The organism is Chitinophaga sp. 10T418, assembly GCF_056394125.1.
Genome location: NZ_JBFTHG010000007.1, coordinates 148511 through 174198, shown reverse-complemented (window position 1 = coordinate 174198; position 25688 = coordinate 148511). Strand labels below are relative to the sequence as shown.

At 43.6% G+C, this 25688-nt stretch carries 23 protein-coding genes; 16 read left to right on the top strand and 7 right to left on the bottom strand.

Annotated elements, in window-relative coordinates:
* Positions 1-160: 160 nt before the first annotated feature.
* The 7 genes from AC1DCV_RS21565 (at position 161) to AC1DCV_RS21535 (ending at position 8631) form a co-directional block, all read left to right on the top strand.
* On the top strand, positions 161-2206 hold the full coding sequence (locus AC1DCV_RS21565) for a thioredoxin domain-containing protein (protein ID WP_477025100.1): 2046 nt from the start codon (positions 161-163) through the stop codon (positions 2204-2206).
* Positions 2207-2476: 270 nt separating this feature from the next.
* Positions 2477-3760 (top strand): T9SS ring complex lipoprotein PorK/GldK, encoded by a 1284-nt coding sequence (gene porK / locus AC1DCV_RS21560; RefSeq protein WP_477025099.1) that lies wholly within the window; start codon positions 2477-2479, stop codon positions 3758-3760.
* 151 nt (positions 3761-3911) lie between these two features.
* On the top strand, positions 3912-4649 hold the full coding sequence (porL, locus tag AC1DCV_RS21555) for a type IX secretion system motor protein PorL/GldL (protein ID WP_441573034.1): 738 nt from the start codon (positions 3912-3914) through the stop codon (positions 4647-4649).
* Positions 4650-4704: 55 nt separating this feature from the next.
* Entirely contained in the window at positions 4705-6243 is a 1539-nt protein-coding gene (gene porM, locus AC1DCV_RS21550) for a type IX secretion system motor protein PorM/GldM (RefSeq protein ID WP_477025098.1), read from the top strand.
* A gap of 21 nt (positions 6244-6264) precedes the next feature.
* Complete coding sequence (gene porN, locus AC1DCV_RS21545) at positions 6265-7287, top strand: type IX secretion system ring subunit PorN/GldN (RefSeq protein ID WP_477025097.1); 1023 nt, start codon at positions 6265-6267, stop codon at positions 7285-7287.
* Positions 7288-7393: 106 nt separating this feature from the next.
* Positions 7394-7969, top strand: coding sequence for a Crp/Fnr family transcriptional regulator (locus tag AC1DCV_RS21540; protein ID WP_477025096.1), 576 nt, complete (start codon positions 7394-7396; stop codon positions 7967-7969).
* Positions 7970-8034: 65 nt separating this feature from the next.
* The gene (locus tag AC1DCV_RS21535; protein ID WP_477025095.1) at positions 8035-8631 is read left to right on the top strand and encodes a DinB family protein; all 597 of its coding nucleotides are present in this window, start codon (positions 8035-8037) and stop codon (positions 8629-8631) included.
* Between the two features lie 2 nt (positions 8632-8633).
* Here the strand turns inward: AC1DCV_RS21535 and uvrC are convergent, their stop codons facing one another.
* The 3 genes from uvrC to gpmI form a co-directional block, all read right to left on the bottom strand.
* Positions 8634-10439, bottom strand: coding sequence for an excinuclease ABC subunit UvrC (gene uvrC, locus AC1DCV_RS21530; protein ID WP_477025094.1), 1806 nt, complete (start codon positions 10437-10439; stop codon positions 8634-8636).
* A 2-nt stretch (positions 10440-10441) separates the two neighbouring features.
* Positions 10442-11026, bottom strand: coding sequence for a hypothetical protein (locus tag AC1DCV_RS21525; RefSeq protein ID WP_477025093.1), 585 nt, complete (start codon positions 11024-11026; stop codon positions 10442-10444).
* A 302-nt stretch (positions 11027-11328) separates the two neighbouring features.
* On the bottom strand, positions 11329-12852 hold the full coding sequence (gpmI, locus tag AC1DCV_RS21520; RefSeq protein ID WP_477025092.1) for a 2,3-bisphosphoglycerate-independent phosphoglycerate mutase: 1524 nt from the start codon (positions 12850-12852) through the stop codon (positions 11329-11331).
* Positions 12853-13144: 292 nt separating this feature from the next.
* Between gpmI and AC1DCV_RS21515 the strand changes: the two genes are divergently transcribed.
* From AC1DCV_RS21515 to AC1DCV_RS21500, 4 genes are all read left to right on the top strand, one after another.
* Entirely contained in the window at positions 13145-13558 is a 414-nt protein-coding gene (locus tag AC1DCV_RS21515) for a DUF4783 domain-containing protein (protein ID WP_441573042.1), read from the top strand.
* A 173-nt stretch (positions 13559-13731) separates the two neighbouring features.
* Positions 13732-14583 (top strand): carboxylating nicotinate-nucleotide diphosphorylase, encoded by an 852-nt coding sequence (gene nadC / locus AC1DCV_RS21510; RefSeq protein ID WP_477025091.1) that lies wholly within the window; start codon positions 13732-13734, stop codon positions 14581-14583.
* A gap of 10 nt (positions 14584-14593) precedes the next feature.
* A complete protein-coding gene (locus AC1DCV_RS21505; protein ID WP_477025090.1) occupies positions 14594-15475 on the top strand; it encodes a diacylglycerol/lipid kinase family protein in 882 nt (293 codons plus the stop codon).
* Positions 15476-15495: 20 nt separating this feature from the next.
* Positions 15496-15834, top strand: a complete 339-nt coding sequence (locus tag AC1DCV_RS21500) for a translation initiation factor (protein ID WP_477025089.1) — start codon at positions 15496-15498, stop codon at positions 15832-15834.
* A gap of 117 nt (positions 15835-15951) precedes the next feature.
* On the opposite strand, the gene AC1DCV_RS21495 is transcribed toward AC1DCV_RS21500, so the two are convergent.
* Both AC1DCV_RS21495 and AC1DCV_RS21490 read right to left on the bottom strand, forming a co-directional pair.
* A complete protein-coding gene (locus AC1DCV_RS21495) occupies positions 15952-16944 on the bottom strand; it encodes an aldo/keto reductase (RefSeq protein ID WP_477025088.1) in 993 nt (330 codons plus the stop codon).
* Positions 16945-17035: 91 nt separating this feature from the next.
* Positions 17036-17974, bottom strand: a complete 939-nt coding sequence (locus AC1DCV_RS21490) for an AraC family transcriptional regulator (RefSeq protein WP_477025087.1) — start codon at positions 17972-17974, stop codon at positions 17036-17038.
* A gap of 425 nt (positions 17975-18399) precedes the next feature.
* On the opposite strand from AC1DCV_RS21490, the gene AC1DCV_RS21485 reads away from it, so the two are divergent.
* Complete coding sequence (locus AC1DCV_RS21485; RefSeq protein ID WP_477025086.1) at positions 18400-19890, top strand: glycosyltransferase family 39 protein; 1491 nt, start codon at positions 18400-18402, stop codon at positions 19888-19890.
* Between the two features lie 57 nt (positions 19891-19947).
* Here the strand turns inward: AC1DCV_RS21485 and AC1DCV_RS21480 are convergent, their stop codons facing one another.
* Complete coding sequence (locus AC1DCV_RS21480; RefSeq protein ID WP_477025085.1) at positions 19948-20736, bottom strand: biotin--[acetyl-CoA-carboxylase] ligase; 789 nt, start codon at positions 20734-20736, stop codon at positions 19948-19950.
* Positions 20737-20850: 114 nt separating this feature from the next.
* On the opposite strand from AC1DCV_RS21480, the gene rsfS reads away from it, so the two are divergent.
* The 4 genes from rsfS (at position 20851) to AC1DCV_RS21460 (ending at position 24926) form a co-directional block, all read left to right on the top strand.
* On the top strand, positions 20851-21255 hold the full coding sequence (gene rsfS, locus AC1DCV_RS21475) for a ribosome silencing factor (protein ID WP_441573050.1): 405 nt from the start codon (positions 20851-20853) through the stop codon (positions 21253-21255).
* A gap of 76 nt (positions 21256-21331) precedes the next feature.
* Complete coding sequence (gene ftsH / locus AC1DCV_RS21470) at positions 21332-23362, top strand: ATP-dependent zinc metalloprotease FtsH (protein WP_477025084.1); 2031 nt, start codon at positions 21332-21334, stop codon at positions 23360-23362.
* Between the two features lie 8 nt (positions 23363-23370).
* Positions 23371-24006, top strand: a complete 636-nt coding sequence (locus AC1DCV_RS21465) for a LutC/YkgG family protein (protein WP_477025083.1) — start codon at positions 23371-23373, stop codon at positions 24004-24006.
* Between the two features lie 101 nt (positions 24007-24107).
* Positions 24108-24926, top strand: coding sequence for a UDP-2,3-diacylglucosamine diphosphatase (locus AC1DCV_RS21460; protein ID WP_477025082.1), 819 nt, complete (start codon positions 24108-24110; stop codon positions 24924-24926).
* Here the strand turns inward: AC1DCV_RS21460 and recO are convergent.
* Complete coding sequence (gene recO, locus AC1DCV_RS21455) at positions 24891-25628, bottom strand: DNA repair protein RecO (protein WP_477025081.1); 738 nt, start codon at positions 25626-25628, stop codon at positions 24891-24893. The two genes, AC1DCV_RS21460 and recO, sit on opposite strands and share 36 nt — an antisense overlap.
* Positions 25629-25688: the final 60 nt, after the last annotated feature.

Here is a 25688-nt window from a genome sequence, read left to right as displayed (position 1 = left end):
CTCCGGGAAACAGGCACTGGACAGGTGTTTCCAGCTACATCTTTCTAACAGCCGATTGCTAACGACTACCAGTTCAAAAAATATTTCTTTGTAATCCTGAAAAAATAAATTTCTTTGTAAGAGAATATTTTATCAATCAGTCTATCGTGTAACGGAATTCATGAACAAGCTTATCAGTGAAACCAGCCCGTATTTGTTGCAGCATGCGCATAATCCTGTCCATTGGTATCCTTGGGGAGAAGAGGCTTTACAACGGGCTTTGCAGGAAGATAAACCGATATTGGTAAGCATAGGATATGCTGCCTGTCATTGGTGCCATGTAATGGAACGTGAGAGTTTTGAGAATGAGGCCACTGCTGCCATCATGAATGAACACTTTATTAATATTAAAATAGACCGGGAAGAAAGGCCAGACCTGGATCATATTTATATGGATGCAGTGCAGGCGATGACCGGCGCTGGTGGCTGGCCGCTGAATGTTTTTCTTACGCCGGATAAAAAACCTTTTTACGGAGGCACCTATTTCCCGCCGGTGCAGGCTTACAGCCGACCTTCATGGACAGATGTACTCCTCTCCCTTTCCGATGCCTTTCATAAGAAACGGGAAGAAATAGAAACACAGGCAGATAACCTGGTACAACATATCAGTCAGTCGGCACAGATTGGCCAACAACTGGGCCTGGAGTTGAATATTCCCCGGGAAGAATTGTTTACCAAAGCGCAGTGCGACACGATTTGTGAAAATATCCTCAAACAGGCGGATACTACCTGGGGCGGTTTCGGACGTGCGCCGAAGTTCCCGCAAACCTTTACCATCGCTTATTTGCTGCGTCATCACCATGCCTGGCATCATCCGGAAGCTTTGCAACAGGCGCGGTTATCACTTGATAAGATGCTGCAGGGTGGACTTTATGATCAGTTAGGAGGTGGTTTTGCCAGGTATTCCACAGATGAAAAATGGCTGGCACCTCATTTTGAGAAGATGCTGTACGACAATGCCCTGCTGATAGACGTACTCTGCGATGCTTATCAGTTAACCCGCAATGACGTATATGCCCAAACGATAAAGGATACACTGACTTATATTACTCGTGAAATGACTTCTCCGGAAGGAGGCTTCTATGCTGCACTGGACGCTGATTCAGAAGGCGTGGAAGGGAAATTTTATACCTGGAGTAAAGCAGAAATACATCATATACTGGGAGAGCAGGCAATACCATTCTGCGAGTATTATGACGTGAGCGAGCATGGCAACTGGGAAGAACAAAATATATTGTGGGTACAAAAGCCGTTGCAGCAGTTTGCCGCTGAGAAAGGATATGATGCAGCTATATTGGGTGCGATGCTGAAGGGATGCCGCGAAAAGCTGCTGGCAGTGCGGGCAAACAGGATCCGTCCCGGGTTGGATGATAAAATTCTGCTGGGATGGAATGCGATGATGGTACATGCCTGCTGCAAAGCTTATGGTGCGCTGGGGGTAGAAGAATACCGGCAGATGGCGATCCGCAATATGAATTTCTGCCTGGCAAATTTCCGTCAAACTGAAGGAGGACAAGCTTTTTATCATACCTGGAAAAATAATCAGGCGAAGTATCCGGCTTTCCTGGACGATTATGCATGTTTGATCAGTGCGCTGATTGCCTTGCAGGAAATCACAGGTGATACCATTTATCTGTATCATGCACGGGATATTGCTACGTTTGTGACTACGCATTTCAGCGATGAAAATCAGCTCTTTTTTTACTATACCATTGAAAGTCAGGGAGATGTGATTGTGCGTAAGAAGGAAATTTATGATGGAGCAGTTCCCAGTGGGAATGCCGTAATGATTCAAAACCTTTGGTACCTCTCTGTTGTTTTTGATCATAAGGAATGGGCAGACAGATGTATAGCGGCTGTTTCCAGCCTTTCACAAACGGTGGTACGCTATCCAACCTCATTTGGCGTGTGGGCGAGCCAGTTATTACAATTTGTAAAAGGGACCCCGGAACTGGCGGTGGTAGGAAAAGATTTTAAAGAAAAAATGCAGGAAACCCAAAAATGGTTTATTCCGTATAGAATATTAATAGGCGCAGAAAAAAATATTTCTGATATTCCGCTCCTGACGGATCGGGAGAAGGAAAATGAAACTTTAGTGTATTTATGCAAAGATTATCATTGCATTAAGCCAGTACATTATATAGAAGAAATTATTAATTTAATATAATAATTATGTAACTTGCCCCTTATAAGGGGGGCCGGCGATTCAATAAATGTTATTACGTTAATATAATAAAATGTTAAAAGCAGCGTTTAAACTAGTTACAGAACGGTTGTAAGTGGGATTGAAAAAGTTGTATAAAAAGTCACTACGGATTAAAATTAATTATTACATTTGCTATCTTTCATATAAACAAAGCGGGTGAAATATGAGAAATGTGTTCCCTTGTATACAGGCAAATCACACCAGGCTGGTTAATAGAAAAAACATATTCTGATGAAAGCTACCCTTATGAAGCTTAACTATGTAAAAGGTCTGTTGGCAGTTTTGCTGGTTTCCCTGCTGGCCAGCTGTGGCGGTAGTAAAACCCCTAAAAATGCACAAGGGCAATTGATCGGCGTAAGTCCGAGACCAAAGTACACTCCCCCTGTACCTTATGGCATGGTATATATACCTGCCGGAACTTTTCACATGGGTCCCAGTGATGAAGATGTAAACTATGCATTCACTGCGCGTAACAAGGCAATTTCCATTTCCGGTTTCTACATGGATGCCACGGAAATTACCAATAACGAGTATCGCCAGTTTGTGCAATGGGTACAGGATTCAATCGCGCATATCCTGCTGGGGCACGTAAAATCCGATGACGGCCATGACGTAATCGATTGGAAGCAGAAGATTGTCTGGAAGGACAAAGGAACCTGGGAAAAACTGGATGCTATGGTGTATTCCGAGGCAGACAGGTTATATGGTCGCAAAGATATTGATGTAGGTAAACTGATTTACCATCAGGAAACATTCAACTGGGATAAAGCCAAGTTGAGAGAGAACACTGGTAAGCCACGTTCTACATTTATTGTAAAGAAAGATGTGCCCATTTATCCGGATACACTTTGCTGGATCAGGGATTTCTCTTACGCCTACAACGAGCCGATGACACGTATGTACTTCTGGCACCCGGCGTTTGATAACTATCCGGTAGTAGGTGTAAACTGGCATCAGGCTACTGCTTTCTGCGAATGGAGAAGTAAATTCTGGGAAGACTACCGTCTCAGCAAGAAGCTGTTCACGGAAGATAAATTCCAGTTGCCTTCTGAAGCGCAGTGGGAATATGCAGCCCGCGGCGGAAGAGAGCAAACACCATACCCATGGGGTGGTTACTATATCCGTAACAAAAAAGGATGCTTACTCGCCAACTTCAAACCTGGCCGTGGTAACTATCCGGAAGATGGTGGATTTTATACTGTTCGCGCAGATGCTTACTGGCCCAACGATTACGGATTATACAATATGTCCGGTAACGTAGCCGAATGGACAGCGGATATCTTTTATGAAAATGCCTACTCATTCACTTCTGATATGAACCCTTATTTGAGAATGGATGTACCAGATGATGCACCATTGAAAATGAAGCGTAAAGCCATCAGAGGCGGATCATGGAAAGATGTAGGTTATTTCCTCCAAACAGGAACCAGGACATATGAATATCAGGACAGTTCTAAATCATATGTAGGTTTCAGATGTACCATTGCCCTGAGCAGAAGAGCCAAACACAGATAGTAAAAACCAAATCAGTAATAGCCTGTATTAATATAACTACCAAAGAAACCTTTGTATTATGTACACTATTATCAGCAAATCAGTGAGAATTAACTATTCCATACAGACTTTAACTATTAACACTTTAACCAGTAAATTTTAACCTATGGCTATGAATCCTAACAAAGCTAAATGGCTGAACTTTTTCGTATGTATTGCGGCTTCCGTAGTAATTATCGGAGCATTATTTAAACTGCAACACTGGCGGGGAGCTGATATCGCTTTGATCTTAGGTTTGAGCACAGAAGCGCTTATCTTCTTTGTATACGCTTTCGTGCCTGATTCCAGTGCACATACTGAAGGACAAGTAGTGGCAGTTGCCGGCAGTCCTGCAGTAGCTGGCCTGGATAAAATGCTCCAGGAAGCAGACATCACTCCTGCTAACCTGCAACGTTTAAGCGAAAACTTCCAGAAACTGGGTACTACTGTTGACAAAATGAGAGACATCAGCGATGTGGTAGCAGCCACCGGTGATTACACTCAGAAAACAAGAGAAGCTGCCAGTGCTATTGGTAATGTAGCTAACGCTTACACTACTGCTGCTGCTGCCGTATCTTCTTTCAACAGTGCATCAGAATCTACCAAAGATTTTCACGTACAGATGCAGGGTATGACTAAAAATCTGGCTTCCCTCAATGCTATCTACGAACTGGAACTCCAGGACACTAACAACCACCTGAAAGCAATGAACTCATTCTACAGCAACCTGCAGAATGCTTCTTCCGCTATGAGTGGCAGCATTGAAGATGCTAAGAAAACGCAAGAACAAATTTCCCTGCTCGCTAAAAACCTCAGCAACCTGAATTCAATTTATGGTAACATGCTGAGCGCAATGCACGGAGGACGATAAGGTATAGCTAATAGTTTTTGAATTAACACATATCAATTAAATCTGAAAACAAACTATGGCACTACCTAAAGATCCTAGGCAGAAGATGATCAACATCATGTACCTGGTCTTGACGGCCATGCTCGCGTTGAACGTCTCCGCCGAAATATTGAACGCATTTAGTATCGTAAATAACTCAATTAATACTTCCAATAAATCACTGACAGATAAAAACGATTTCATTTACAAACAGTTTGAAGCTCAAATGAAGGACAATGCTGCGAAAGTAGCACCCTACAAAGCCAAAGCTGAAGATGTAAAGAAATTATCTGCCAGCATGTATGACTATGTACAATCCTTAAAAGAAACCATTATTGCTGAAAGCGGCGGTAAAGACGAACATGGTGAAATTAAGGACAAAGCTGGTCTGGATGCCCCTACAAGGGTAATGGAGAATAACAAAAGAGGACCTGAGCTGGAAGGCAAGCTGAAAGAGCTGCGTGAAAAACTCCTCTCCTTTATTGACGATCCTAAATCTAAAGCACAGATCGAAAAAACTTTACCACTGAAAATAGAAGTAGGCAAATCCAATGATGATCAAGGCGGCCCTAAAACCTGGACTACCTATCACTTCAACATGGTGCCTACCATTGCAGCAGTAACCATCCTGGGCAAATTCCAGAATGATATCAAGAACTCTGAATCTGCTGTGATTGATTATCTTTTCGGTCGTATTGAAGCAAACACTTTCAAGTTTGATAAAGTAAGACCTTTCATTTCACTGAATTCCAAAAACCTGATGGAAGGACAAACCTTAACTGCTAACATCGCAGTAGGTGCCTACAGCACCACGGTAAATCCAACTATCGTTGTAAATGGTCAAACCATTGAAGCACACGAAGGTTTAGGAACAGTTACTATTCCTGCTTCCGGAATTGGCGAAAAAACCATCTCCGGTACTATTACCTTACCTAGCCCTTCTGGTGGCGCTCCTGAATCCTATCCCTTTACAGAAACTTATAATGTAGGTGCTTCTGCTACCTCCATCTCCGCTGACAAAATGAACGTGCTGTATATCGGTTTGCAGAATCCAATTTCGATTTCTGCTGCAGGTGTACCTGCCGAACAAGTGTCTGCCTCCATTAGTGGTGGTAACATGACTAAACGCGGTTCAGGCGAATATATCGTTACAGTAAGCCAGCCAGGTAAAGCAGTAATTAACGTAGTAGCTAACATCGATGGTAAAACCAAATCACTTGGTCAGAAAGAATTCCGTGTAAAACGTGTTCCTGATCCGGTACTGAAAGTAGGTGTTAACAAAGGTGGTAGCATGAAAGCTGCAGACTTTAAAGTTCAGGGCGGTTTACGCGCTGATCTGGAAGACTTCGAATTTGAAGGTGTGAAATATGAAGTAATCGGTTACCGTGTAGGTATCTCTGCAAAAGGCAAAGAATACCAGGAAGGTGATGCTACTTCCGCTTATTTCCCAGGCAACGTAGCGGGATCTATCCGCTCTCTGCGCCCAGGTGATGAAGTGTTTTTCGAGAACGTGAAAGTGAAAGGCCCGGATAACATTGTTCGTTCGATGCCGAGTACTATATTTAAATTAAACTAACGGTCAATTAATTACTGAATTATGCGAGCAGTAATATTTAACAGAATAGGTTGGTGCACTCTTTTGCTGGTGATGCTGGCAACAGCTGCTGATGCGCAACGCCGCGGTGGTACAACCCGCCGTAGAACTGCTACCACAGCTACGCCTACACCAGATGCTTCAGTAGTAAACCCGGCCACCGGGAATGCTGTTACGCCTCCGGCTGCTCCTCCTGCTTCTCAACGTCCGGATGGTATTACCTCCCCGGTGGTGGATACTCCCCGCAAATCATTACGTATTGATGGTGTGGTGGAAAGAAACCTTGCAAGAGAACGTACGCCAATTGTCTATGATTACATCCGTGAGGACGACAGGTTCTGGGAAAAACGCGTATGGCAGGTAATCGACATCAGAGAGAAAATAAACCTCCCCTTCCAATATAACGTGGAAGATGAGACTGGCACCAATCAGCTGTTTATAAATATTCTGCTGGACGCACTCAAGAATAAAGAGGTAGAAGCTTTCAGCCCTATCGATGACCGCTTTACCACTGTTATGCCCTTCGCCGAAATCCAGAATAAACTCAGCGGTGAAGAAAGAACAGTACGTAGTATAGATCCGGTAACCGGCGAAGAGAAAATGGTGACTACCCGCGATGACTTCGATCCTCGTACCATCAAACAGTACAAGATCAAAGAAGTGTGGGTATTCGACAAAGAAGCTTCCGTCCTGAAAGTTCGTATACTGGGTATTGCTCCTATGGTATCCCGTATAAATGAAGACGGCTCTATCCGTGCCTCCATTCCTTTATTCTGGGTATATTATCCTGACTGCCGCGGTATCCTGGCCAAACACGATGTGTACAACCAGAATAATGATGCATCTACTATCAGCTGGGAAGATCTTTTTGAAATGCGCTTCTTCGGTAGCTACATAGTGAAGGAAAATAATACCTACAACCGCGAGATCAAGGACTACATTAAAGACGGTACCATGCGCCTCCTCGAAGGACAAGCCATTCATGACCGTATCTTTAATAAAGAGCAGGACCTCTGGCAATACTAGCATAAAGCTATTAGCTTTTAGCATAAAGCAAAATGCAGCGAAGAACATATAATGTTCTTCGCTGCATTTTGCTTTATGCTTTTCGCTCTTTTTCCTATCTTTCAGTATGCACCTCGAGCTATTGCGTAAAACAGCTTTCCAGATCATGCCCCTCCCCGATCCTGAATGGGAGGCGCTGGCTGCCGTTTGGACACCAGTGCAGTATAAACGAAAGGAAGTAATGACAGTAGCCGGTGAGGTGGAAAAATATCTCTACTTCGTTACTGCCGGCGTACAACGAGTTTTTAACCTGGAAGGTGATAAAGAATCGACCCTCCTCTTTACTTATACCGGCTCATTTTCCGGTGTAATGGATTCCTTCCAGCTACAACGCCCCTCTCCCTGGTACCTGGAAACATTAACACATAGTGAATTGCTGCGAATGAGCTACGCCGATTTTACCCGCCTGATCCTGGAATATCCGCTGATAGAAAGATGGGTGAGATTAGGAACAGTAGCTGCTTTGGCTGGTGTTATGGAACGACATCTGGAATTGCTTTCTTTCACTGCCGAACAGAAATTCAGGAAACTATTAACCCGCAGCCCTCACGTATTACACCTTATACCGCATAAATACCTCGCTTCCTATCTGGGCATAGATCCCGCCACCTTCAGTAAATTACTGAGTACGGTAAAACTATAAAATGTTGATCTGCACAAAGATTTTCTATCACAAACCATCCTAGTTTTGTGCTAAATATGGAGGCCATGAACCCGGTTAAAAGTAATGAACTGTTGCAGGGGCTGCGTAAACAAATTGTAGCCATACAATATAAAGCAGCCAATCGTTTTGGCGAAAGTACAGATGGGATGTTACAACATTTTCCGGCGCAGGGCAAATGGAGTGCAGTGCAATGCCTGGAGCACCTGAATACTTATGGCAGGTACTATCTGCCGCAACTTGAAAATGCAATCACATCAGCAGAGAAAAATAATAGTCGGTCGGAAACGTGGTTTAAAAGCAGTTGGCTTGGAAGCTATTTCACCCGCCTGATGCAACCCAAAGAAGATGGGCAATTGCGCTCCCGGATGAAATCCCCCAAGGGGCATATCCCTGCTTTAACCCCGGATGTAGCCACCGTATTACAGGAGTTCATTGAGCAGCAACAGCAGTTGGAAGCGTTGCTGGTACGTGCAGAAAAAATAAATATCCGCCAATATAAAGTACCCACTTCCCTGTCGCGCTTTATAAAGTTGTCTGTAGGCGACACATTTGGTTTCCTCACCGCACATATCAACCGGCATATACTGCAGGCGGAAAGAGCGATGGCTGAACAAACAGCTCCGATGGCTAAAATCGTATAAGGCTAACCGTTATGAAAGTGCTCCCAGATCAGTTTGGCTTTAGCAGCACCTACTTCTTTTTCCAGTTCTTCCTGTGATAATAATTTTATTTTAGTGACAGACCGGAAGGCTTTCAGTAATTGTGTAGCTGTATTTTCTCCAATGCCTTTAATACTTTCCAATTCGTTTTTGAAGGTGCCTTTGCTGCGTTTCTGCCGGTGAAAAGTAATACCGAAACGATGCACTTCATCACGGACCCGGCGTATCAGTTTCAGGCTCTCGCTGTTATACGGCAACTTGATGCTTTGGGAGTCGCCCGGAAAAAATATTTCTTCTTCATTTTTTGCTAACCCCACAACAGTCATGCTGCCTATCAGGTTCAGCTCACGAATACTTTCCATAGCAGATCCGAGCTGGCCCTTACCGCCATCGATGATCACCAGTTGTGGTAGTGGCTGTTGCTCTGCCAACAGGCGGTTATATCGCCTGAAAACCACTTCTTTCATGGAGGCAAAGTCATTGATCCCTTCTACTGTTTTGATATTGAAATGCCGGTAATCTTTATTGGAGGCCACGCCGTCTTTGAAAACTACACAGGCAGCCACAGGATAGCTACCCTGGAAGTTGGAGTTATCAAAGCATTCAATATGTTCGGGTAATACCGGTAATTCAAGATCTGCCTGCAGCTGGTATAATACCTGCTTTCTCTCCATATCAGTTTTACCTTCCAGGTGCAGTATTTTTTTACGGTATAAATCTTCTTTGAAATAATTGACATTCTTTTCAGAAAGCTCCAGCAATTTCTTCTTATCACCACCTTTTGGAACGGTAACAGTAACGCTGCTTTCAGGGTATTCTAACGGTAACGGTACTACTATTTCAGTAGTGATACTTTTAAATACTTCACGAAGGTATGCAATGGCATATGCCAGCACTTCTTCATCACTTTCTTCCAGTTGTTTTTCCAGTGTTACGGTTTTGGTATCAGCAATGGTGCCGTTCAAAATACGCAGGTAATTTACATAAGCATGATTGCCTTCGCTGATAATAGAAAACACATCCACATTGCCCATGCGGTTATTAACAATGGTGGATTTGGCGGAGTAGTCTTCGAGACTGGCAATCTTTTTACGCATGATTTCCGCCTTCTCGAATTCCATTTTTGACACATGGTCCAGCATCTGTTCTTTGAACAGGTTTACTACCGGGGTAAGATTTCCTTTTAACACGTTCTTTACCTGCTGCAATCCTTCGCGGTAGTCTTCCTGTGTCTGTAGTCCTTCACAGGGGCCTTTGCAGTTCCCAAGGTGATATTCGAGACATACCTTGAATTTGCCTTTTCGTATATTCTCTTCCGTTAAGTTGAGGCTACAGGTACGTAAGGGGATATTGTATTTGATCACATCCAGTATTTCCCTTACACGTCCTACAGAGGTAAAAGGCCCCAGGTAGTCGGATCCGTCTTTGACAATATTACGGGTGAAAAACACACGGGGAAAAGACTCATGTTTAATAACGATATAAGGATAGGTTTTATCATCCTTCAGGTTAATATTGTATTTGGGCCTGAATTGTTTGATAAGAGAGTTTTCCAGTAGAAATGCATCCTGTTCTGAGTCTACGATGGTAAACTCAATATGATGTATATGCTCTACCAGTTTCCTGGTTTTGTAGTTATCATGATTTTTTACAAAATAGGAGCTCACCCGTTTACGCAAACTTTTGGCTTTCCCTACATATAAGAGAGTGCCTGATTCATCGTAGTATTTATAGATGCCTGCATCGCCAGGTATGGTATGTGATATTTTCTGAAACTCCGCTGCGGTCATGTTTACATCCCTTTTTTAGGTGCGATCGTTACATTTACTTCCAGTTCTTTGGGGGCCAGGAAGGCTATTTTCTGATAGGTAGTCATCCGAACCTGCTTGTTTTGCTGGTAAAAGAGGTCCTGTCGGAATTCATATACCAGGTTGCTGGTATAGGAGTGAATGTTTACCTGTTGTATATTGCCTTGTTTGTCCAGTTCCATGGTTACTTCTGATGGATTGGTTTGTTTGCCCCGTGATTTATAGATCACTGATTTCCTGCCGGAAAAGGGATCGTATAAGCTGGAGGTATCATATTCATCCCGGAGGGAGGGCTTATTTAGGTCAGCATCGATAAATGGCTTTAATAAGTCATGTACGGTAGCGCTATCGTTTCCGGAAATGCTGGCAGTATCTTTTTTCCCATTGAGTATCACTGTTTTAAATAGTGTCACATCGTTGGTGCGAATATGTGCATTCTCCTGGCTGAAGTAGGCTGGCAGTGCTGCAAACTTATCTTGTACTGGGTCTTTTGATGTTTTATTTGCCTGGTTACAGGCCATGAAGCCAATTATGGTAAACAACACCGTTACTTGCGGGTATATTTTCATGCTGCAAAATTAATACTTAAATGTGGGTCATAAAAAATGCGCCGTAAAAACGGCGCATCGATGCATGAGCAAATCTGTCGAGAGCACTAAAAATATGTAAATCAGCGTGTTGGGCTGACAATTTTTTAAGGGTAACCTCTATTAAACGAGGGCAATAAACTAAATGTTACAGGTGCCGATAAATAAATTGGGCAGAGGGCGTAAAGCATAAAGCAAAAAGCTATTGTAGCGAATGATCCATACGGAATATTCATATCCGTTTAGTTCATTCGCTACAATAGCTTTTTGCTTTATGCCTTCTGCTATACCAGTAAATTACCGGTCATTTCCCTGGGAATAGGTAGTCCCATGAAATGCAGGATGGTAGGGGCAATGTCACCCAGTTTACCATCTTTTACGGGACCCTGAAAATCTTTGTTGATAATGAAGAACGGAACCAGGTTCAATGAGTGGGCGGTATTAGGGCTACCATCTGCATTGATCATAAAGTCGGCGTTACCATGATCCGCGGTGAGGAAAACAGTATAGTCGCTGGCCAGAGCTGCGGTCACTACACGTTCTACGCAATGATCTACGGTTTCAACTGCTTTAATAACGGCTTCGAATACACCGGTATGTCCTACCATGTCTGCGTTAGCGAAGTTGAGTACCACAAAGTCGGCTGATTTTTGTTGCAGTTCCGGAACAATCAGGTCAGCCAGTTCATTTGCGCTCATTTCTGGTTTCAGGTCGTAGGTGGCTACTTTGGGAGAAGCTGCCATCAGCCTGCGTTCACCTTCGAATTCTGTTTCACGGCCTCCGGAGAAAAAGAAGGATACGTGCGGATATTTTTCTGTTTCAGCAATACGGATCTGTGTACAGCCATCTTTAGCCAACACTTCACCCAGCGTCATGTTCAGGTTATCGTTTTCAAAAATTACGTGTACATTTTTGTAGGTACGGTCGTAATCTGTCATGGTAGTATAGTAGATATTCAGCGGCGTCATACCGAAGTCAGGAATGGCTTCCTGTGTGAGCACCTGAGATATTTCGCGGCAACGATCCGTGCGGAAGTTGAAGCAAAGTACGGCATCGCCTTCCTGGATGGTACCTATCGCTTTTTCCTGAGCATCTGTTGCAATGATTGGCTTAATGAATTCATCTGTTACGCCTTCTGCATAAGATGCTTTCACAGCAGTTAACAGGTCATGAGTAGGAGTACCTATTCCATGTACCATGGCATCATAGGCCAGCTTCACGCGCTCCCAGCGCTTGTCGCGGTCCATGGCATAGTAACGGCCTGTTACGGTAGCAATTTTACCGGTAGATGTTTCCAGGTGAGCAGAAAGGTCTTCGAGGAAGCCTAATCCACTTCTGGGATCAGTATCACGACCATCTGTGAAAGCGTGGATATATACTTTTTCCAGGCCATGTGCTTTGGCAATGTTGGTCAGTGCTTTCAGGTGGGCAATATGTGAGTGTACGCCACCATCACTTACCAGTCCTATCAGGTGAAGCGCTTTATCGTTGTTTTTAGCATGAGCCAATGTATCCAGTAATATAGGATTGGCAGCCAGTTCTCCATCTCTGATGGCTACGTTGATGCGTTGCAGTTCCTGGTACACTATTCTGCCTGCGCCGATGTTAAGATGGCCTACTTCAGAGTTGCCCATTTGTCCATCAGGAAGACCCACGGCTTCTCCGCAGGTAATGAGGTGACTGTGTGGGTACTGCTTGTATAAACTGCTTACAAAAGGGGTTTTTGCATGTGCAATGGCATCGGCTGTAGGAACTTTACCTTCGCCCCATCCGTCCATAATTACGAGAATGGCTCTTTTCTTTTCCATATCCTATCTGGTTATAGTTTAATATAAATTCACTCAAGACGGTGAAAGTACTTATAAAGGGTTTAAATATTTTGCAAAAATAACGCTTATCAAAAAATTAACCCTCATGACCCTGATTGCTTAAATTTTATATTCTATTTATTTAAAATGAAACACATATTATCTTACTGTTATTACTTAGCCGTTAATAGCTACCACTATAATGTGATTTTGTTGATTTGCAGTGTGTTTGGCATAGTTTTCGCTTTTAATTTGAGTTAGAAAAATCACATTTTTAATAAAATAACTGACAATGAAGAAGCTATTGATTGTGCTGGGGATTATGTTGTTGGGAGGTGTTTTTACGTCGCTTACACTGTCGGCCAGGTCAATTAGTATCACAGTTGCCGGGCCATTTGAAGATGTAGTGGCGGCATTAAAGCAAGGCGATGTTAGCGGGTTATCCCGTTACCTCGACAATACTGTGGAGATCAATATTTCAGGAAAGTCTAATTCCTATAGCAAAGCACAGGCGGAGATTATTTTAAAGGATTTCTTCTCTAAAAACCAGGTTAAATCATTTGAACTGGTACATCAGGGTGGAGATAATTCCCGCTTTGGTATTGGTACTATGGTGACTGGTAATGGTACTTTCAGGGTTTCTTTCTTCCTGCAGAAGAAAGGTGGAACAATGGTATTGAATGAATTAAGATTTGAGAGTAAATAAGTATACCAATATAAATTAATTGAAAAACCCCGGTGCCCCGCAATTTATTGCGGGGCACTTTTTATTTTTGACATATCTTTCACGCGGTAATTACGAATTACGAATGATGGGATTATGGTGGATTCTTCCATAAATCCGGCAATTCGTAATTCGTAATTGAAAATTATTCAATTATGTTAGACGAAGCAGCGCTGAATGCGTTTATAAGAAGCGCACTGGCAGAAGATATAGGAAGCGGGGATCATTCCACTATGGCGTGTATTCCGCCTACCGCGAAAGGAAAGGCGGTACTCAAGATTAAAGAAGACGGCATTCTGGCCGGCATGGAAGTGGCCGAAGCCATTTTTAAATGGCTGGATATGTTCACCATATTCACTCCACATAAAAAAGATGGTGATGCCATGAAAGCCGGTGAAATAGCCTTTGAAGTAGAAGCCGCCGTGCATACCCTGCTGATGGGCGAAAGACTGGTGCTGAACTGCATGCAACGCATGAGTGGTATTGCTACCTTAACCAATCAGTATGTAACAAAGTTGAAAGGATACCATACCCGTATATTGGATACCCGTAAAACCACACCCAACTTCAGGATGCTGGAGAAGGAAGCTGTTCGTATAGGCGGTGGCGTTAATCACCGCATAGGATTGTATGATATGGTTATGCTGAAAGATAATCACATTGATTTTTCCGGTGGCATCACAGCCGCGATCACCAAGACCGTAGCCTATCTGAAGGAACGTAAGCTGCCGCTGAAAATTGAGGTGGAAACACGCAACCTGGATGATGTGAAGGAGGTGCTGGCAGTTGGACAGATAGACCGGATCATGCTCGACAACTTTGCGCCTGCTGATATTGTTACTGCATTGGAACTCATCAATGGTCGCTTTGAAACAGAAGCATCAGGTGGTATCACGATAGACACCCTGGAAGCATATGCTAAAACAGGCGTTGATTATATTTCAGTTGGTGCTATCATACATCACGCTGTGAGCCTGGATCTGAGCCTGAAGGCGATTATATTATAAAACAGTTTTTTTGAAGAAGATACTATTTATCATCAACCGCAAAGCGGGTACTGATCGTGAAAAACGTTTGGAGCATGCCATCAGCAGGCACCTGCCGGCTGACCGGTATGAAGTGAGTACGGCATTCCTGGCTTATCTGGGCCATGGTGCCGATCTGGCGAGAGAAGCCGTGCAAAATGGCGTACATATCGTGGTCGCCGTTGGCGGCGATGGTTCCATCAATGAAATTTCACAAGGCCTGATAGGGAGCAATACCGCTATGGCGATACTGCCGCTGGGCAGTGGAAATGGCCTGGCACGCGCACTGAAAATTCCATTGAACATAGACAAGGCTTTGCAACTCATCGTCAACAATAAACAACGCGCTATTGATGTAGGTTATGCCAATGAGCATCTGTTCCTCAGTAATGCCGGGGTTGGCTTTGATGCCCTGATTGCTGAACAGTTCAGACATAATACCAAACGCGGCTTATCAGGTTATGCAAAACTGGTGTTGAAAAGTTTTAACACCTACGATCCTGCGGAATACAATATTGATATTGATGGATCATCCTTTCAGGCAAAAGCGTTCTTGCTCACCGTAGCCAATGGCAACCAGTTTGGATATGAATTTAAACTAGCACCTAAAGCAAGCGTATTCGATGGACAGCTGGACCTTTGTATTATGCCACCAGTGGGTATTCTGAGCCTGTTACCCGTAAGTATTTTCTCCTTGATGGGTAACATCGATAATACACGTTACATAAAACATTATACAGGTAAGGATATTACCATTCGCAGTAATGCGCTGCAATATCTGCAGGTAGACGGCGATGCTGTACCGCTCACAGAAAACGGAGTAGTACGTATACGGATACAATCACAGGCTATTAACGTAGTGGTAAACGAATAACCTTTAAATATTTTAGAGAGATGTCGAAAAAGAAAAATACACCAGGTCACGGAATAGTATATTCCACCGATCCTAACTTTTCACTCGAACCAGAGCCGGAAGAAGTAACAGACACACTGGCTCCCGCAGAACAGATCCTGAGAGTGATACTGGATAAAAAACAACGCGCAGGAAAAGTAGTAACCCTGATTACCGGTTTTATCGGTAAGGACGAAGACATAGAGAAACTGGGAAAAGAACTTAAAACGAAATGCGGTACCGGCGGTAGCGTAAAGGACGGTGAAATTCTTATCCAGGGCGACTATAAAGAAAAAGTGGTGAAATGGTTACTGGATTGGGGCTATAAGAAAACGAAATAGTGATTTAGCTATTAGCCGTTAGCTTTTAGCTTTTAGCAAAATGCAGCGAAGATTTACATAGATAGACTATGTTCTTCGCTGCATTTTGCTAAAAGCTAACGGCTAATAGCTGGTTCGCTATCTATTTACCAGTTGCATTCCGCCTTCAGTATAACGGGCGCCGGCTACTGCATTGTTGCGTAGAATATTTTCAATGGCAGCTACATCTGCAGCTGATAAATTTACATCAGCAGCGGCGGCATTTTCCAGTAAATATTTTCTGCGTTTGGTTCCGGGAATGGGCACAATGTCTTCTCCCTGTGCCAGCAGCCATGCGAGTGACAATTGAGCGGCTGTAATACCTTTCTCTTTTGCAAAGGCTTCCAGTGCAGTMACGGTTTGTAAGTTCTGCTCAAAGTTTTCTCCCTGAAACCGTGGTAGGTTTTTACGGAAATCACCATCGCTTAATGAGTCGGTATTATTGATAGCGCCGGTGGAGAGTCCTCTGCCCAGTGGACTGTAGGCCACCAGAGAGATACCCAGTTCACGGGTGGCGGCTAAAATATCCCCTTCCACATCGCGGGTAAACAATGAATATTCTGTTTGCAGGGCTGCAATCGGATGTACTGCATTGGCTTTCCTGATAGAAGCAGCACTTGCTTCGGATAAGCCAAGATAGCGCACCTTACCTTCTTTCACCAGTTCGGCCATAGCGCCAACAGTTTCTTCTACAGGCACGGTGTCGTCTATACGATGTGCGTAATAAAGATCAATTACGTCTACTCCCAGTCTTTTCAAACTTGCTTCACAAGCCTGTTTCAGGTATTTTGGAGAGCCATCAAAATAGTAGGAGCCATCGTCTTTAAATTTGAATCCAAATTTGGTGGCGAGGAAAACTTTATCTCTTTTAGTAGCGAGTACTTTTGAAAGTAGAATTTCGTTGGCGCCTTGCCCATACATATCTGCTGTATCCCAGAAATTAACACCTAAATCCAGTGCCAGTTCCAATGTAGCCAATGATTCGGATTCATTGAAATCCTGACCGCTGCCGTAAGCGAATGACATGCCCATGCAACCCAGTCCTATCGCGGATATAGATTCACCTGTTTTACCTAGTTTTCTGTACTGCATATTGATTAATTTTTTAGTGATACAAAAGTACATGCGGGTACAGGTCTTACAATTGTAAGAGGCAAAGTATTAGTTGTTAATATCAAAGGTTTTAATGTACCCGGTATACATGCGGAGATACACCGCTATGATTTTTAAAGAAGTGAGTGAAGTTACCCGGATCTTCAAAACCAAGACACCATGCAATCTCAGCAATCTGCCAGTCGGTATGCATCAGTAATAAACGAGCTTCCAGCAGCATACGCTGACGGATATGTTCGCTCACTGTACGGCCGGTAGCTTGTTTTACAGAAGCATTTAAGTGATTAGGATGAGTATTTAATACCTGTGCAAATTCTTTCGCCGTTTTGAGGGACACCTGGTTATGACTATACTCAATTGGAAACTGTTTTTCCAGTTTGTCTGTAAAACGATGCGCCAGTATTTGTGCTGCTGAAAGCTGCCGGTTAGGTTGCTGAGTTTGGGAAGACAGTCGTTTGCCTTCCAGCATCAGCAGCTTCAGGTAAATAAGAATAGCTTCCTGTTTAAAGGCCGCGTTTTCGTTATATTCTCTTAATAGTTGTCTGAATATGGATTGCAGGTATTCGGATTGTTCATTGGTTAATTTGAATACTGCTTTGGCGCCCAGCTGCAAAAGCGGATGTTGCAACAGGTTTTCCTGGTGCCCTGTCTGTGATTCAAACAACAGGTCGGTAAACAGGCAGAAGTAACCTTCCTGTACCTCTGAAGAGGGGCGCCATGTTTTTACTTCAAACGGATTGATGAAAAGTAAAGTGGGACCATCTATCTCGTAGCGTTCTTCCCCCATCGTGAAGATGCCGCTGCCTTTACTAAAGAAACTTATTTTGTAATAATCACGTCTGCTGGCGGTGACTTCATCCAGGCAAGGGTAGTTGACCCTTTCCTGAACGGCAAAACTGCCACGCAGAGGTGCTTTGGGTACTATTTCTTTTCTTGTATACAAGAGAACATCATCGTTGAAGTCATCAATCGTTTTCAGTCCAATGGAAGCATTTTTATTTGTAGGCATACACCAAATTTAAGCAATTCCATATTAAATTCTCCTGTTGCCTACGCTGTCAATGTTAAGTTTTACAAAGAAAGAATGCCTGCAAATCCTTGCTGCGTCCCGCTATTTTTATAAAATGAAACTAAGTTGCAATTTCATTTTTGCTTAAATAGAAAAAATTTCACAATTTGTTAACGCCTTTATCAACCAAAATCTTGTTATCGTCAAGCCCTGATGATTGCTATGTAGAGCAGCCTGCCACATATGCCACCGAACAAGAAACTTATAATTTATCGACGGAAATACATTGCTTACCGGCAAGTATTTCCGTTTTTTTTTGAGATGAATATTTTTTGTCCCTGTTTATGATAACATCAACGATTGCCCCGCAACAGCACAGCGGCCGTACGTCCCTTTGGCTGCTTTTATTAATTATAATAGTAAAAATGGGTTTTCAGTACGGAATACTGACTCCCTATTACGATTTACAACGGGATGAATACCTTCACCTGGACCTGGCCAATCATTTGTCTGCCGGATACTTGTCGGTGCCCCCTTTCACCGCTTTTACTTCTTTATTGATCCAATGGCTGGGCAATAGTTTTTTCTGGGTAAGATTTTTCCCTGCTATATACGGTGTATTCACCATGGTGTTGGTGTGGAAAATGGTGGAGATGCTTGGAGGCAGATGGTTTGCACAGGTGTTGGCAGCCCTGGTGTTTATTTGTTCGGGGATGAGTCGTATAAATTTGTTGTACCAGCCCAACTCTTTTGAAATTCTGGCCTGGACCTTATTGTTTTGGTGTTTATTACAATTCCTACACACCCAGCAAAATAAGTGGTTATTATGGATGGGCGTTGTTACTGGCATCGGTATTCTGAATAAATACAATATTATATTCGGGGTGATAGGCCTGGTGGGTGGCTTATTGCTGTCTTCGCACCGGCAAATATTTAAAAATAAGTACCTGTACATAGGGGGATTGATTGCGTTGGTGATCATATCGCCCAATATAGTATGGCAGCTGCAACATGGATTGCCTGTGTTGCATCATATGAAGGAGCTGAGTGAGAGCCAGCTGGTACATGTAAGTCGCATGACTTTTATCACTGATCAGTTCATTTTCTTTATAGGTGGTGCTTTCATTGTGGTAGCAGCATTTATAGGATTACTTTTCTACAAACCCTTTCGTCCTTACCGGGTGGTGCTGCTGGCATATGGGCTAACCATGCTGCTGTTTACCTATCTGCGGGCAAAAAGCTATTATTCTTTGGGCTTATATCCGGTGTTACTGGCTTTTGGCAGCGTATACTGGGAACGAATTTTTACGCACGACTGGACGCGCTATCTGCGCGTGTTATGGGTAGCGATCATCGTTATCCCTTTTGCATTACTGGTAAATGCAGTTTTCCCGGTACTGCGCCCTGCGCAGATCAGTGAAAAGGCTGCCAAGTTCAAGACGTTGGGTTTATTACGCTGGGAAGACGGACAGGATCATCCGCTGCCCCAGGATTTTGCGGATATGCTGGGCTGGCATAGTCTGGCTGCAATGGCATTACAGGCCTGGCAGCAGGTGCCGGCAGCAGATAGGCCTTATACGATGGTAGTTACCAGTAATTATGGAGAAGCGGGTGCATTAAACTATTATAATAAAGGAAAGATGCCTTTTGCAGTGTCTTTCGACGCAGACTATGTTTTCTGGTTTCCCAGGATTGATAGTATCCGTTACATTATTAAAGTAGGCAAGCGGCCGCAGGGCGAAACGCTGAAGTTTATTGGCCGGGTGGTGCAAACCGGTACATTACAAGATACCCTTTCCCGCGAGTACGGTTATGGAGCGGATGTTTACCTGTTGTCTGATTTGTCGCCGGTGTTGCCACAGGTATTACACAAGGTACTACTGGAAAAACAACAGGAATATACAGGAAAGAAGTAGGCGTTTTACAGGGGCAGCCGCCAGGCTTTGGCTGGTGGCTGCTCTTTTGCTTATATATTACCGGTTGAGGATAAACTCTATCTCACCAAATCCTAGTTGCAATATTTCTCCATTTTTCTCCAGGCAAAGATGTCCATCGGGCAATACGTCCCTGATAATGCCTTCAAAAATTTCCCCGTCTTTGCGGTACAGGGCTGGTTGTTGCCAGCGGAAAAGCCTACTGGTATATTCCTGGAGGAGGGCTTCGTAGTTGGCAGGTTGTAGTTGCCGGATTCTTTTGTCCAGGAAAGTACATAATTCCTTTGCCAGGCTGGAGGTTTCCCGGGTTTTACCGGTGATCTGTCTAAGGGAAACAGCATTAGGTAATTCGGGAGGGAAAGCAGCCTGATTAATGTTGAGTCCGATTCCGATAATGGCATATTGCCACATATTTCCGCGTAGTACATTCTCTATCAACATGCCTACTGCCTTTCTGTCACGCCAATAAATATCGTTTGGCCACTTGATGGTGGTTTCGTCGCCGGCATAGGAAGTAAAGAAATCGGCGGTAGCCAGTGCCACCGAAATGCTGAGCATAAACTGGCGCGAAAGCGGTAGCATAGCCGGTTGGAGGGCAACACTGAGCGCACAGATGTCGCCGGGTTGGGCCAACCATTGTTTCCCACGGGTACCTTTTCCGGCAGTTTGGTTGCTGGTAAACCAGGCAGTACCAGATGTCACCTGCCCGGAATTTACCTGCTCCATGGCATAGTTATTGGTGCTGTCTATTTCGTCTAATACATGAAACGGGTGTCCTATCACATGAATCTTTTTTAGTCTGTATATCTGGCCCGAAAAGTAATTCATTTTATTATTTAATTAACATTTCAGGAGGCCCGCAGGTGAGATTAAACATCTTATATTACTGCTTGTTTAGTAACTTTGACAATTAAAGATTATTTTTAACAAAAACGAGATTTATTGGCACCCTTAACCGTTCTGAGCACGAGAAAGAAGGCGCAGTTACGCCTGACCAGAGAAAGTGAAATTTTTACCACCATCATAAAGGCCATACAGGATAAGAAGGGGGAAAATATCGTATCCCTGGATCTACGCCAGATTCCTGAAGCCGTGGCCGATTTCTTTATCATATGTGAAGCCAATTCGGGCACCCAGGTGAAAGCCATTGCTGATTATGTGTCAGATGAGGTGGAGAAGCATACATCAGAGGAACCGTATAAGCACGAAGGATTTAGTTCACAAAACTGGGTTTTGGTGGATTATGTGAATGTTGTTGTACATATTTTCCAACCAGAGAACCGGAGATTCTATAATCTTGAGGAAATGTGGAGTGATGCTGATAGAATGGACCACATCGAAGACTAGACTAAACAGTTGTTTTAGAATTTAATTATTTATATTATTCTGATTGCAATAAACATCCGTAAAGGAGCGTAAGATTATGGAAAAAGGAGGCAATAACTTCAACAAGGGTTCGGAGAAATCACCTAAGAAAGGACCGAAGTTCAATATATACTGGGTATATGCCTTTATTGGCGTTGCCCTGCTGGCAATGAACATTTTTGGTGATTTTAAATCCTCAACCAAAGAGATCAGTTTCCAGGAATTTCAGATCGAGTATCTGAAACCAGGAGATGTTGATAAGCTGGTTGTCGTAAATAAAAAATATGTAGAGGTCTACATAAAAACAGACTCTTTAAAACAAGCTAAGTTTAATCCTGTTAACAAGAGCAGATTTGGTGGTGATAACCCCGGTCCTCATTACCGTTTTACGATAGGTAGTGAAGAAAGTTTCAAGAAAGATATTGATAAAGCACAGGAAGGTGTTCCGGTAGAAAACCAGGTTAAGATCTCTTATGATGAGCGTCAAAGCTGGTTTGAACCTATCTTCCAATTGTTATTACCTATCATTCTGATCATTGGTTTGTGGATATTGCTGATGCGTAAGATGGGTGGCCCTGCCGGTGGTAGTGGAGGTCCTGGTGGCATCTTCAATATTGGTAAATCCAAAGCTACCCTGTTCGATAAAGGTACCCGTGTGAATATCACATTCAACGATGTAGCTGGTTTGGACGAAGCCAAGGTAGAAGTAATGGAAATTGTGGATTTCCTGAAAAATCCTAAAAAATATACTGCCCTGGGAGGTAAAATCCCTAAAGGTGCTTTGCTGGTAGGTCCTCCGGGAACTGGTAAAACCCTGTTGGCTAAAGCCATGGCAGGTGAAGCACAGGTTCCTTTCTTCTCTATGTCCGGTTCCGATTTTGTGGAACTGTTTGTAGGGGTAGGTGCGAGCCGTGTCCGTGACTTGTTTAAACAAGCCCGCGAAAAAGCACCATGTATCATCTTTATCGATGAAATTGACGCGATTGGTCGTGCAAGAGGCAAGAATGTAATGATGAGCAACGATGAGCGTGAAAACACACTGAACCAGTTGCTGGTAGAAATGGATGGTTTCGGAACAGACAGCGGTATCATTATCCTGGCTGCCACTAACCGCCCAGATGTACTGGATAGCGCTTTATTACGTCCGGGTCGTTTTGATCGTCAGATCTCTATCGACAAGCCGGATCTGGCAGGAAGGGAAACCATTTTTGAAGTGCATTTAAAGCCTATCAAAACTTCTCCTATCCTCGATGTGAAGAAGCTGGCTTCCATGACACCTGGTTTTGCCGGTGCTGATATTGCCAACGTATGTAACGAAGCCGCCCTGATTGCTGCCCGTAAAGGCAAAACACAGGTAGAAATGGATGACTTCAATGATGCCATTGACCGCGTTATTGGTGGTCTGGAAAAGAAGAATAAAATCATCTCTCCGGAAGAAAAAGAAGTCATCGCTTACCATGAAGCTGGTCACGCTATCTGCGGCTGGCATCTGGAACACGCTAATCCACTGGTGAAAGTAACGATCGTTCCCCGTGGTGTTGCGGCACTCGGTTATGCGCAATATCTTCCTAAAGAACAATATTTATACAATACTGAACAGCTGCTCGATGATATCTGTATGACCCTCGGTGGACGTGCAGTAGAGGAACTGGTATTCGGTAAAATTTCTACCGGTGCACAAAATGACCTGCAGGTAATTACCCGCATGGCCTATGCAATGGTAACCGTTTACGGTATGAACGATAAAGTAGGAAATGTATCTTTCTACGATCCCAACAGCGAGCAATCCTTTACCAAGCCTTACTCTGAAGAAACATCCAAGATGATTGATGATGAAGTAAGAAAGCTGATTGCAACTGCTTACATCAGAACTAAAGACCTGCTGACTGAAAAGATGGATCAGGTGAAAGTACTGGCGCAGGAACTGTTGAAGAAAGAGGTTTTATACCAGGCCGACCTGGAAAGACTGATCGGTAAACGTCCTTACGACGTTCACAGAGAACATTTACTGAATAAAGAAGGTATGACTACTGATGGTGTTCATCCATCAGATATCATCAACCCTTCTCCATCACCAGCTAATGCGTAAATAGTGATATGAAGATTTCTCCTGCTAAGGAAAATATTCTGAAAAGAGTACGGAATGCGTTAAGTCAGTCAGTACAGTTGCCCTTCCCCAATTCGGAGGGCAACTCGTCTGTTTTCAGAACCGAGAATGAGAGCCTGGAATTAAAGTTTGCAGAAGAATTTACCAGATTACAAGGAAAATTTGTTTTCTGTACAGGAAAAGGTGAGTTGATGGATAGTTTGCGCGCGCTTTGCGAAAACAAAGAGTGGCACAACGTTTTCTGTCAAACCCCTGCCCTGCTGAAAGTAATTCATCAGGAAGAATTACCCACCCTTAATCAGGGTTCCATGCACGAAGCTGATGCTGCCATCACAGATTGTGAATACCTGGTAGCCCGCACCGGAACAGTGGTGCTGAGTGCAGCACAACCCAGCGGCAGAGCATTGCCGGTATATGCGCCTGTACATATCATGATCGCCTATACGCACCAACTGGTATTTGACCTGAAGGATGCGTTGAATAAGCTGAAAGATAAGTATGGTAACGATCTCCCCTCTGCAATATCCTTTGCAACAGGACCCAGTCGTACTGCAGATATCGAAAAAACGTTGGTAGTAGGGATTCATGGTCCCAAAGAAGTATATGTATTTTTAGTAGACGAATAATAAAAAACAGCCTTTAGCCTTTAGCTTTTAGCCTTTAGCAGAAAACGATACGTCGCTTTGCTACTAAAAGCTAACCGCTAAAGGCTAAAGGTTTTAAAGCAATGGATATCCACTTACCGCCCAATAAGAAAGTATATTTTGCCTCTGATTTTCATCTGGGTGCTCCTAATGCTGCTGCCAGCAGGGAGCGCGAAAAGTTGCTCCTGCAATGGCTCGATCAGGTAGAACCTGATGCACAACATATTTTCCTGGTAGGTGATATTTTTGACTTCTGGTTTGAATACAAACATGTTATCCCTAAAGGCTATACCCGCATACTGGGCAAGCTGGCTGCCTTAAGTGATAAGGGCATTGGTATTTCTGTATTTATTGGAAACCATGATATGTGGATGAATGGATATTTTGAAGAAGAACTGAATATCCCGGTTTACTACGAGCCACAAACTTATACCATTGGTGGAAAACGTTTTTATATCGGCCATGGCGATGGTTTAGGGCCAGGTGACCATGGTTATAAGATGCTGAAGAAAGTATTCAGAAATCCCTTTTGCCGCTGGATGTTTTCTGCCATTCACCCCGCCTGGGGAATTGCCCTTGCTAACTATTTCAGCCGTAAAAGCCGCTCCGCTACCGGGCAGGAATTGGAACATTTCTTAGGTACGGAAAATGAATGGCTGGCCATTTACAGCAAAGAAATATTGCAAAAAGAACACTTCGATTACTTCATATATGGGCACAGACATCTGCCCCTCGATATTCAACTATCCGAAGGCAGTCGCTATATTAATCTGGGAGACTGGCTCAACTATTTTTCCTATGCTGTTTATGATGGCAATGAGGTAGCACTGAAGTTTTTTACCGAAGCCGGTGAAAAGGCCGCCAGATCAGGCGTCCAGAATCTCGTGCAGGATAGGCGGTGAGTGCATCTCTGTAAAATCAGGTAAGTGCAATCGGAAAAAATCCAGGTACGCATACAGTAATTTCCTTCTTCTTTCTTTATTCATCGTGATTGCCGCCAGGTGCTGTACTTCCGTGCATTGGAACAACTGATCGGTTAATTCACTGCTATGTGCATCCAGGTGATCGCTGTGATGTGGTGGTAAATCAGCAAAGGTGCCTTCCTGTAAATCCAGGTAGGGAGTGTATTCAGAGAAGCGGCCATTCAGCCGGAAACCAAGCTGCTCCCCTACTTTCAATGTAAAATATAGTGGAAGATTAGCAACTACCGGTAAAGCAGATACGTCCAGTAACTGCAACGTGTTTTCCGTGAAATAATAAAGATCCAGTTGTTGTTCCGGTTGCTTAAGGCATTTTTGCAGAAGCTCTATAATGTAGAGTGCCACTGTATTTTTTACTACATTCAGGTGTACGGCATTGTAAATATATGCCAGCTTGAATTCGGATATCCGCTGGAGATTCTTGATTTCATTGTGGTACACCACCAGCTCCAGGATATTGCCGGGTTGCAGCAAATTTCCTTTAGCCGCTTTGGGCCTGGAAGATCGGGCACCGTTTACAATGTACGATTGTACTCCAAAGAGTTCAGTGAATATATTCACGATCAGGCTCGTATCTCCATACTTGACGGTGCGTAATACTATGCCGCGTGTTTTGTGAAGCATTTAGCTGGTAGCTGTTAGCATTTTGTGATAGAAACAGAATTGCAAGTTAATACAAACCAC

Excerpts from the sequence above, each read along its gene's own strand:
- recO (WP_477025081.1), bottom strand. The coding sequence starts at position 25,628 with ATGCTTCACAAAACACGCGGCATAGTATTACGCACCGTCAAGTATGGA.
- AC1DCV_RS21515 (WP_441573042.1), top strand. The coding sequence starts at position 13,145 with ATGAAGAAGCTATTGATTGTGCTGGGGATTATGTTGTTGGGAGGTGTT.
- gpmI (WP_477025092.1), bottom strand. The coding sequence starts at position 12,852 with ATGGAAAAGAAAAGAGCCATTCTCGTAATTATGGACGGATGGGGCGAA.
- porM (WP_477025098.1), top strand. The coding sequence starts at position 4,705 with ATGGCACTACCTAAAGATCCTAGGCAGAAGATGATCAACATCATGTAC.
- porK (WP_477025099.1), top strand. The coding sequence starts at position 2,477 with ATGAAAGCTACCCTTATGAAGCTTAACTATGTAAAAGGTCTGTTGGCA.
- ftsH (WP_477025084.1), top strand. The coding sequence starts at position 21,332 with ATGGAAAAAGGAGGCAATAACTTCAACAAGGGTTCGGAGAAATCACCT.
- AC1DCV_RS21540 (WP_477025096.1), top strand. The coding sequence starts at position 7,394 with ATGCACCTCGAGCTATTGCGTAAAACAGCTTTCCAGATCATGCCCCTC.
- AC1DCV_RS21525 (WP_477025093.1), bottom strand. The coding sequence starts at position 11,026 with ATGAAAATATACCCGCAAGTAACGGTGTTGTTTACCATAATTGGCTTC.
- porN (WP_477025097.1), top strand. The coding sequence starts at position 6,265 with ATGCGAGCAGTAATATTTAACAGAATAGGTTGGTGCACTCTTTTGCTG.
- AC1DCV_RS21460 (WP_477025082.1), top strand. The coding sequence starts at position 24,108 with ATGGATATCCACTTACCGCCCAATAAGAAAGTATATTTTGCCTCTGAT.
- AC1DCV_RS21485 (WP_477025086.1), top strand. The coding sequence starts at position 18,400 with ATGGGTTTTCAGTACGGAATACTGACTCCCTATTACGATTTACAACGG.
- AC1DCV_RS21490 (WP_477025087.1), bottom strand. The coding sequence starts at position 17,974 with ATGCCTACAAATAAAAATGCTTCCATTGGACTGAAAACGATTGATGAC.
- AC1DCV_RS21565 (WP_477025100.1), top strand. The coding sequence starts at position 161 with ATGAACAAGCTTATCAGTGAAACCAGCCCGTATTTGTTGCAGCATGCG.
- porL (WP_441573034.1), top strand. The coding sequence starts at position 3,912 with ATGAATCCTAACAAAGCTAAATGGCTGAACTTTTTCGTATGTATTGCG.
- uvrC (WP_477025094.1), bottom strand. The coding sequence starts at position 10,439 with ATGACCGCAGCGGAGTTTCAGAAAATATCACATACCATACCTGGCGAT.
- nadC (WP_477025091.1), top strand. The coding sequence starts at position 13,732 with ATGTTAGACGAAGCAGCGCTGAATGCGTTTATAAGAAGCGCACTGGCA.
- AC1DCV_RS21535 (WP_477025095.1), top strand. The coding sequence starts at position 8,035 with ATGAACCCGGTTAAAAGTAATGAACTGTTGCAGGGGCTGCGTAAACAA.
- AC1DCV_RS21500 (WP_477025089.1), top strand. The coding sequence starts at position 15,496 with ATGTCGAAAAAGAAAAATACACCAGGTCACGGAATAGTATATTCCACC.
- AC1DCV_RS21465 (WP_477025083.1), top strand. The coding sequence starts at position 23,371 with ATGAAGATTTCTCCTGCTAAGGAAAATATTCTGAAAAGAGTACGGAAT.
- AC1DCV_RS21480 (WP_477025085.1), bottom strand. The coding sequence starts at position 20,736 with ATGAATTACTTTTCGGGCCAGATATACAGACTAAAAAAGATTCATGTG.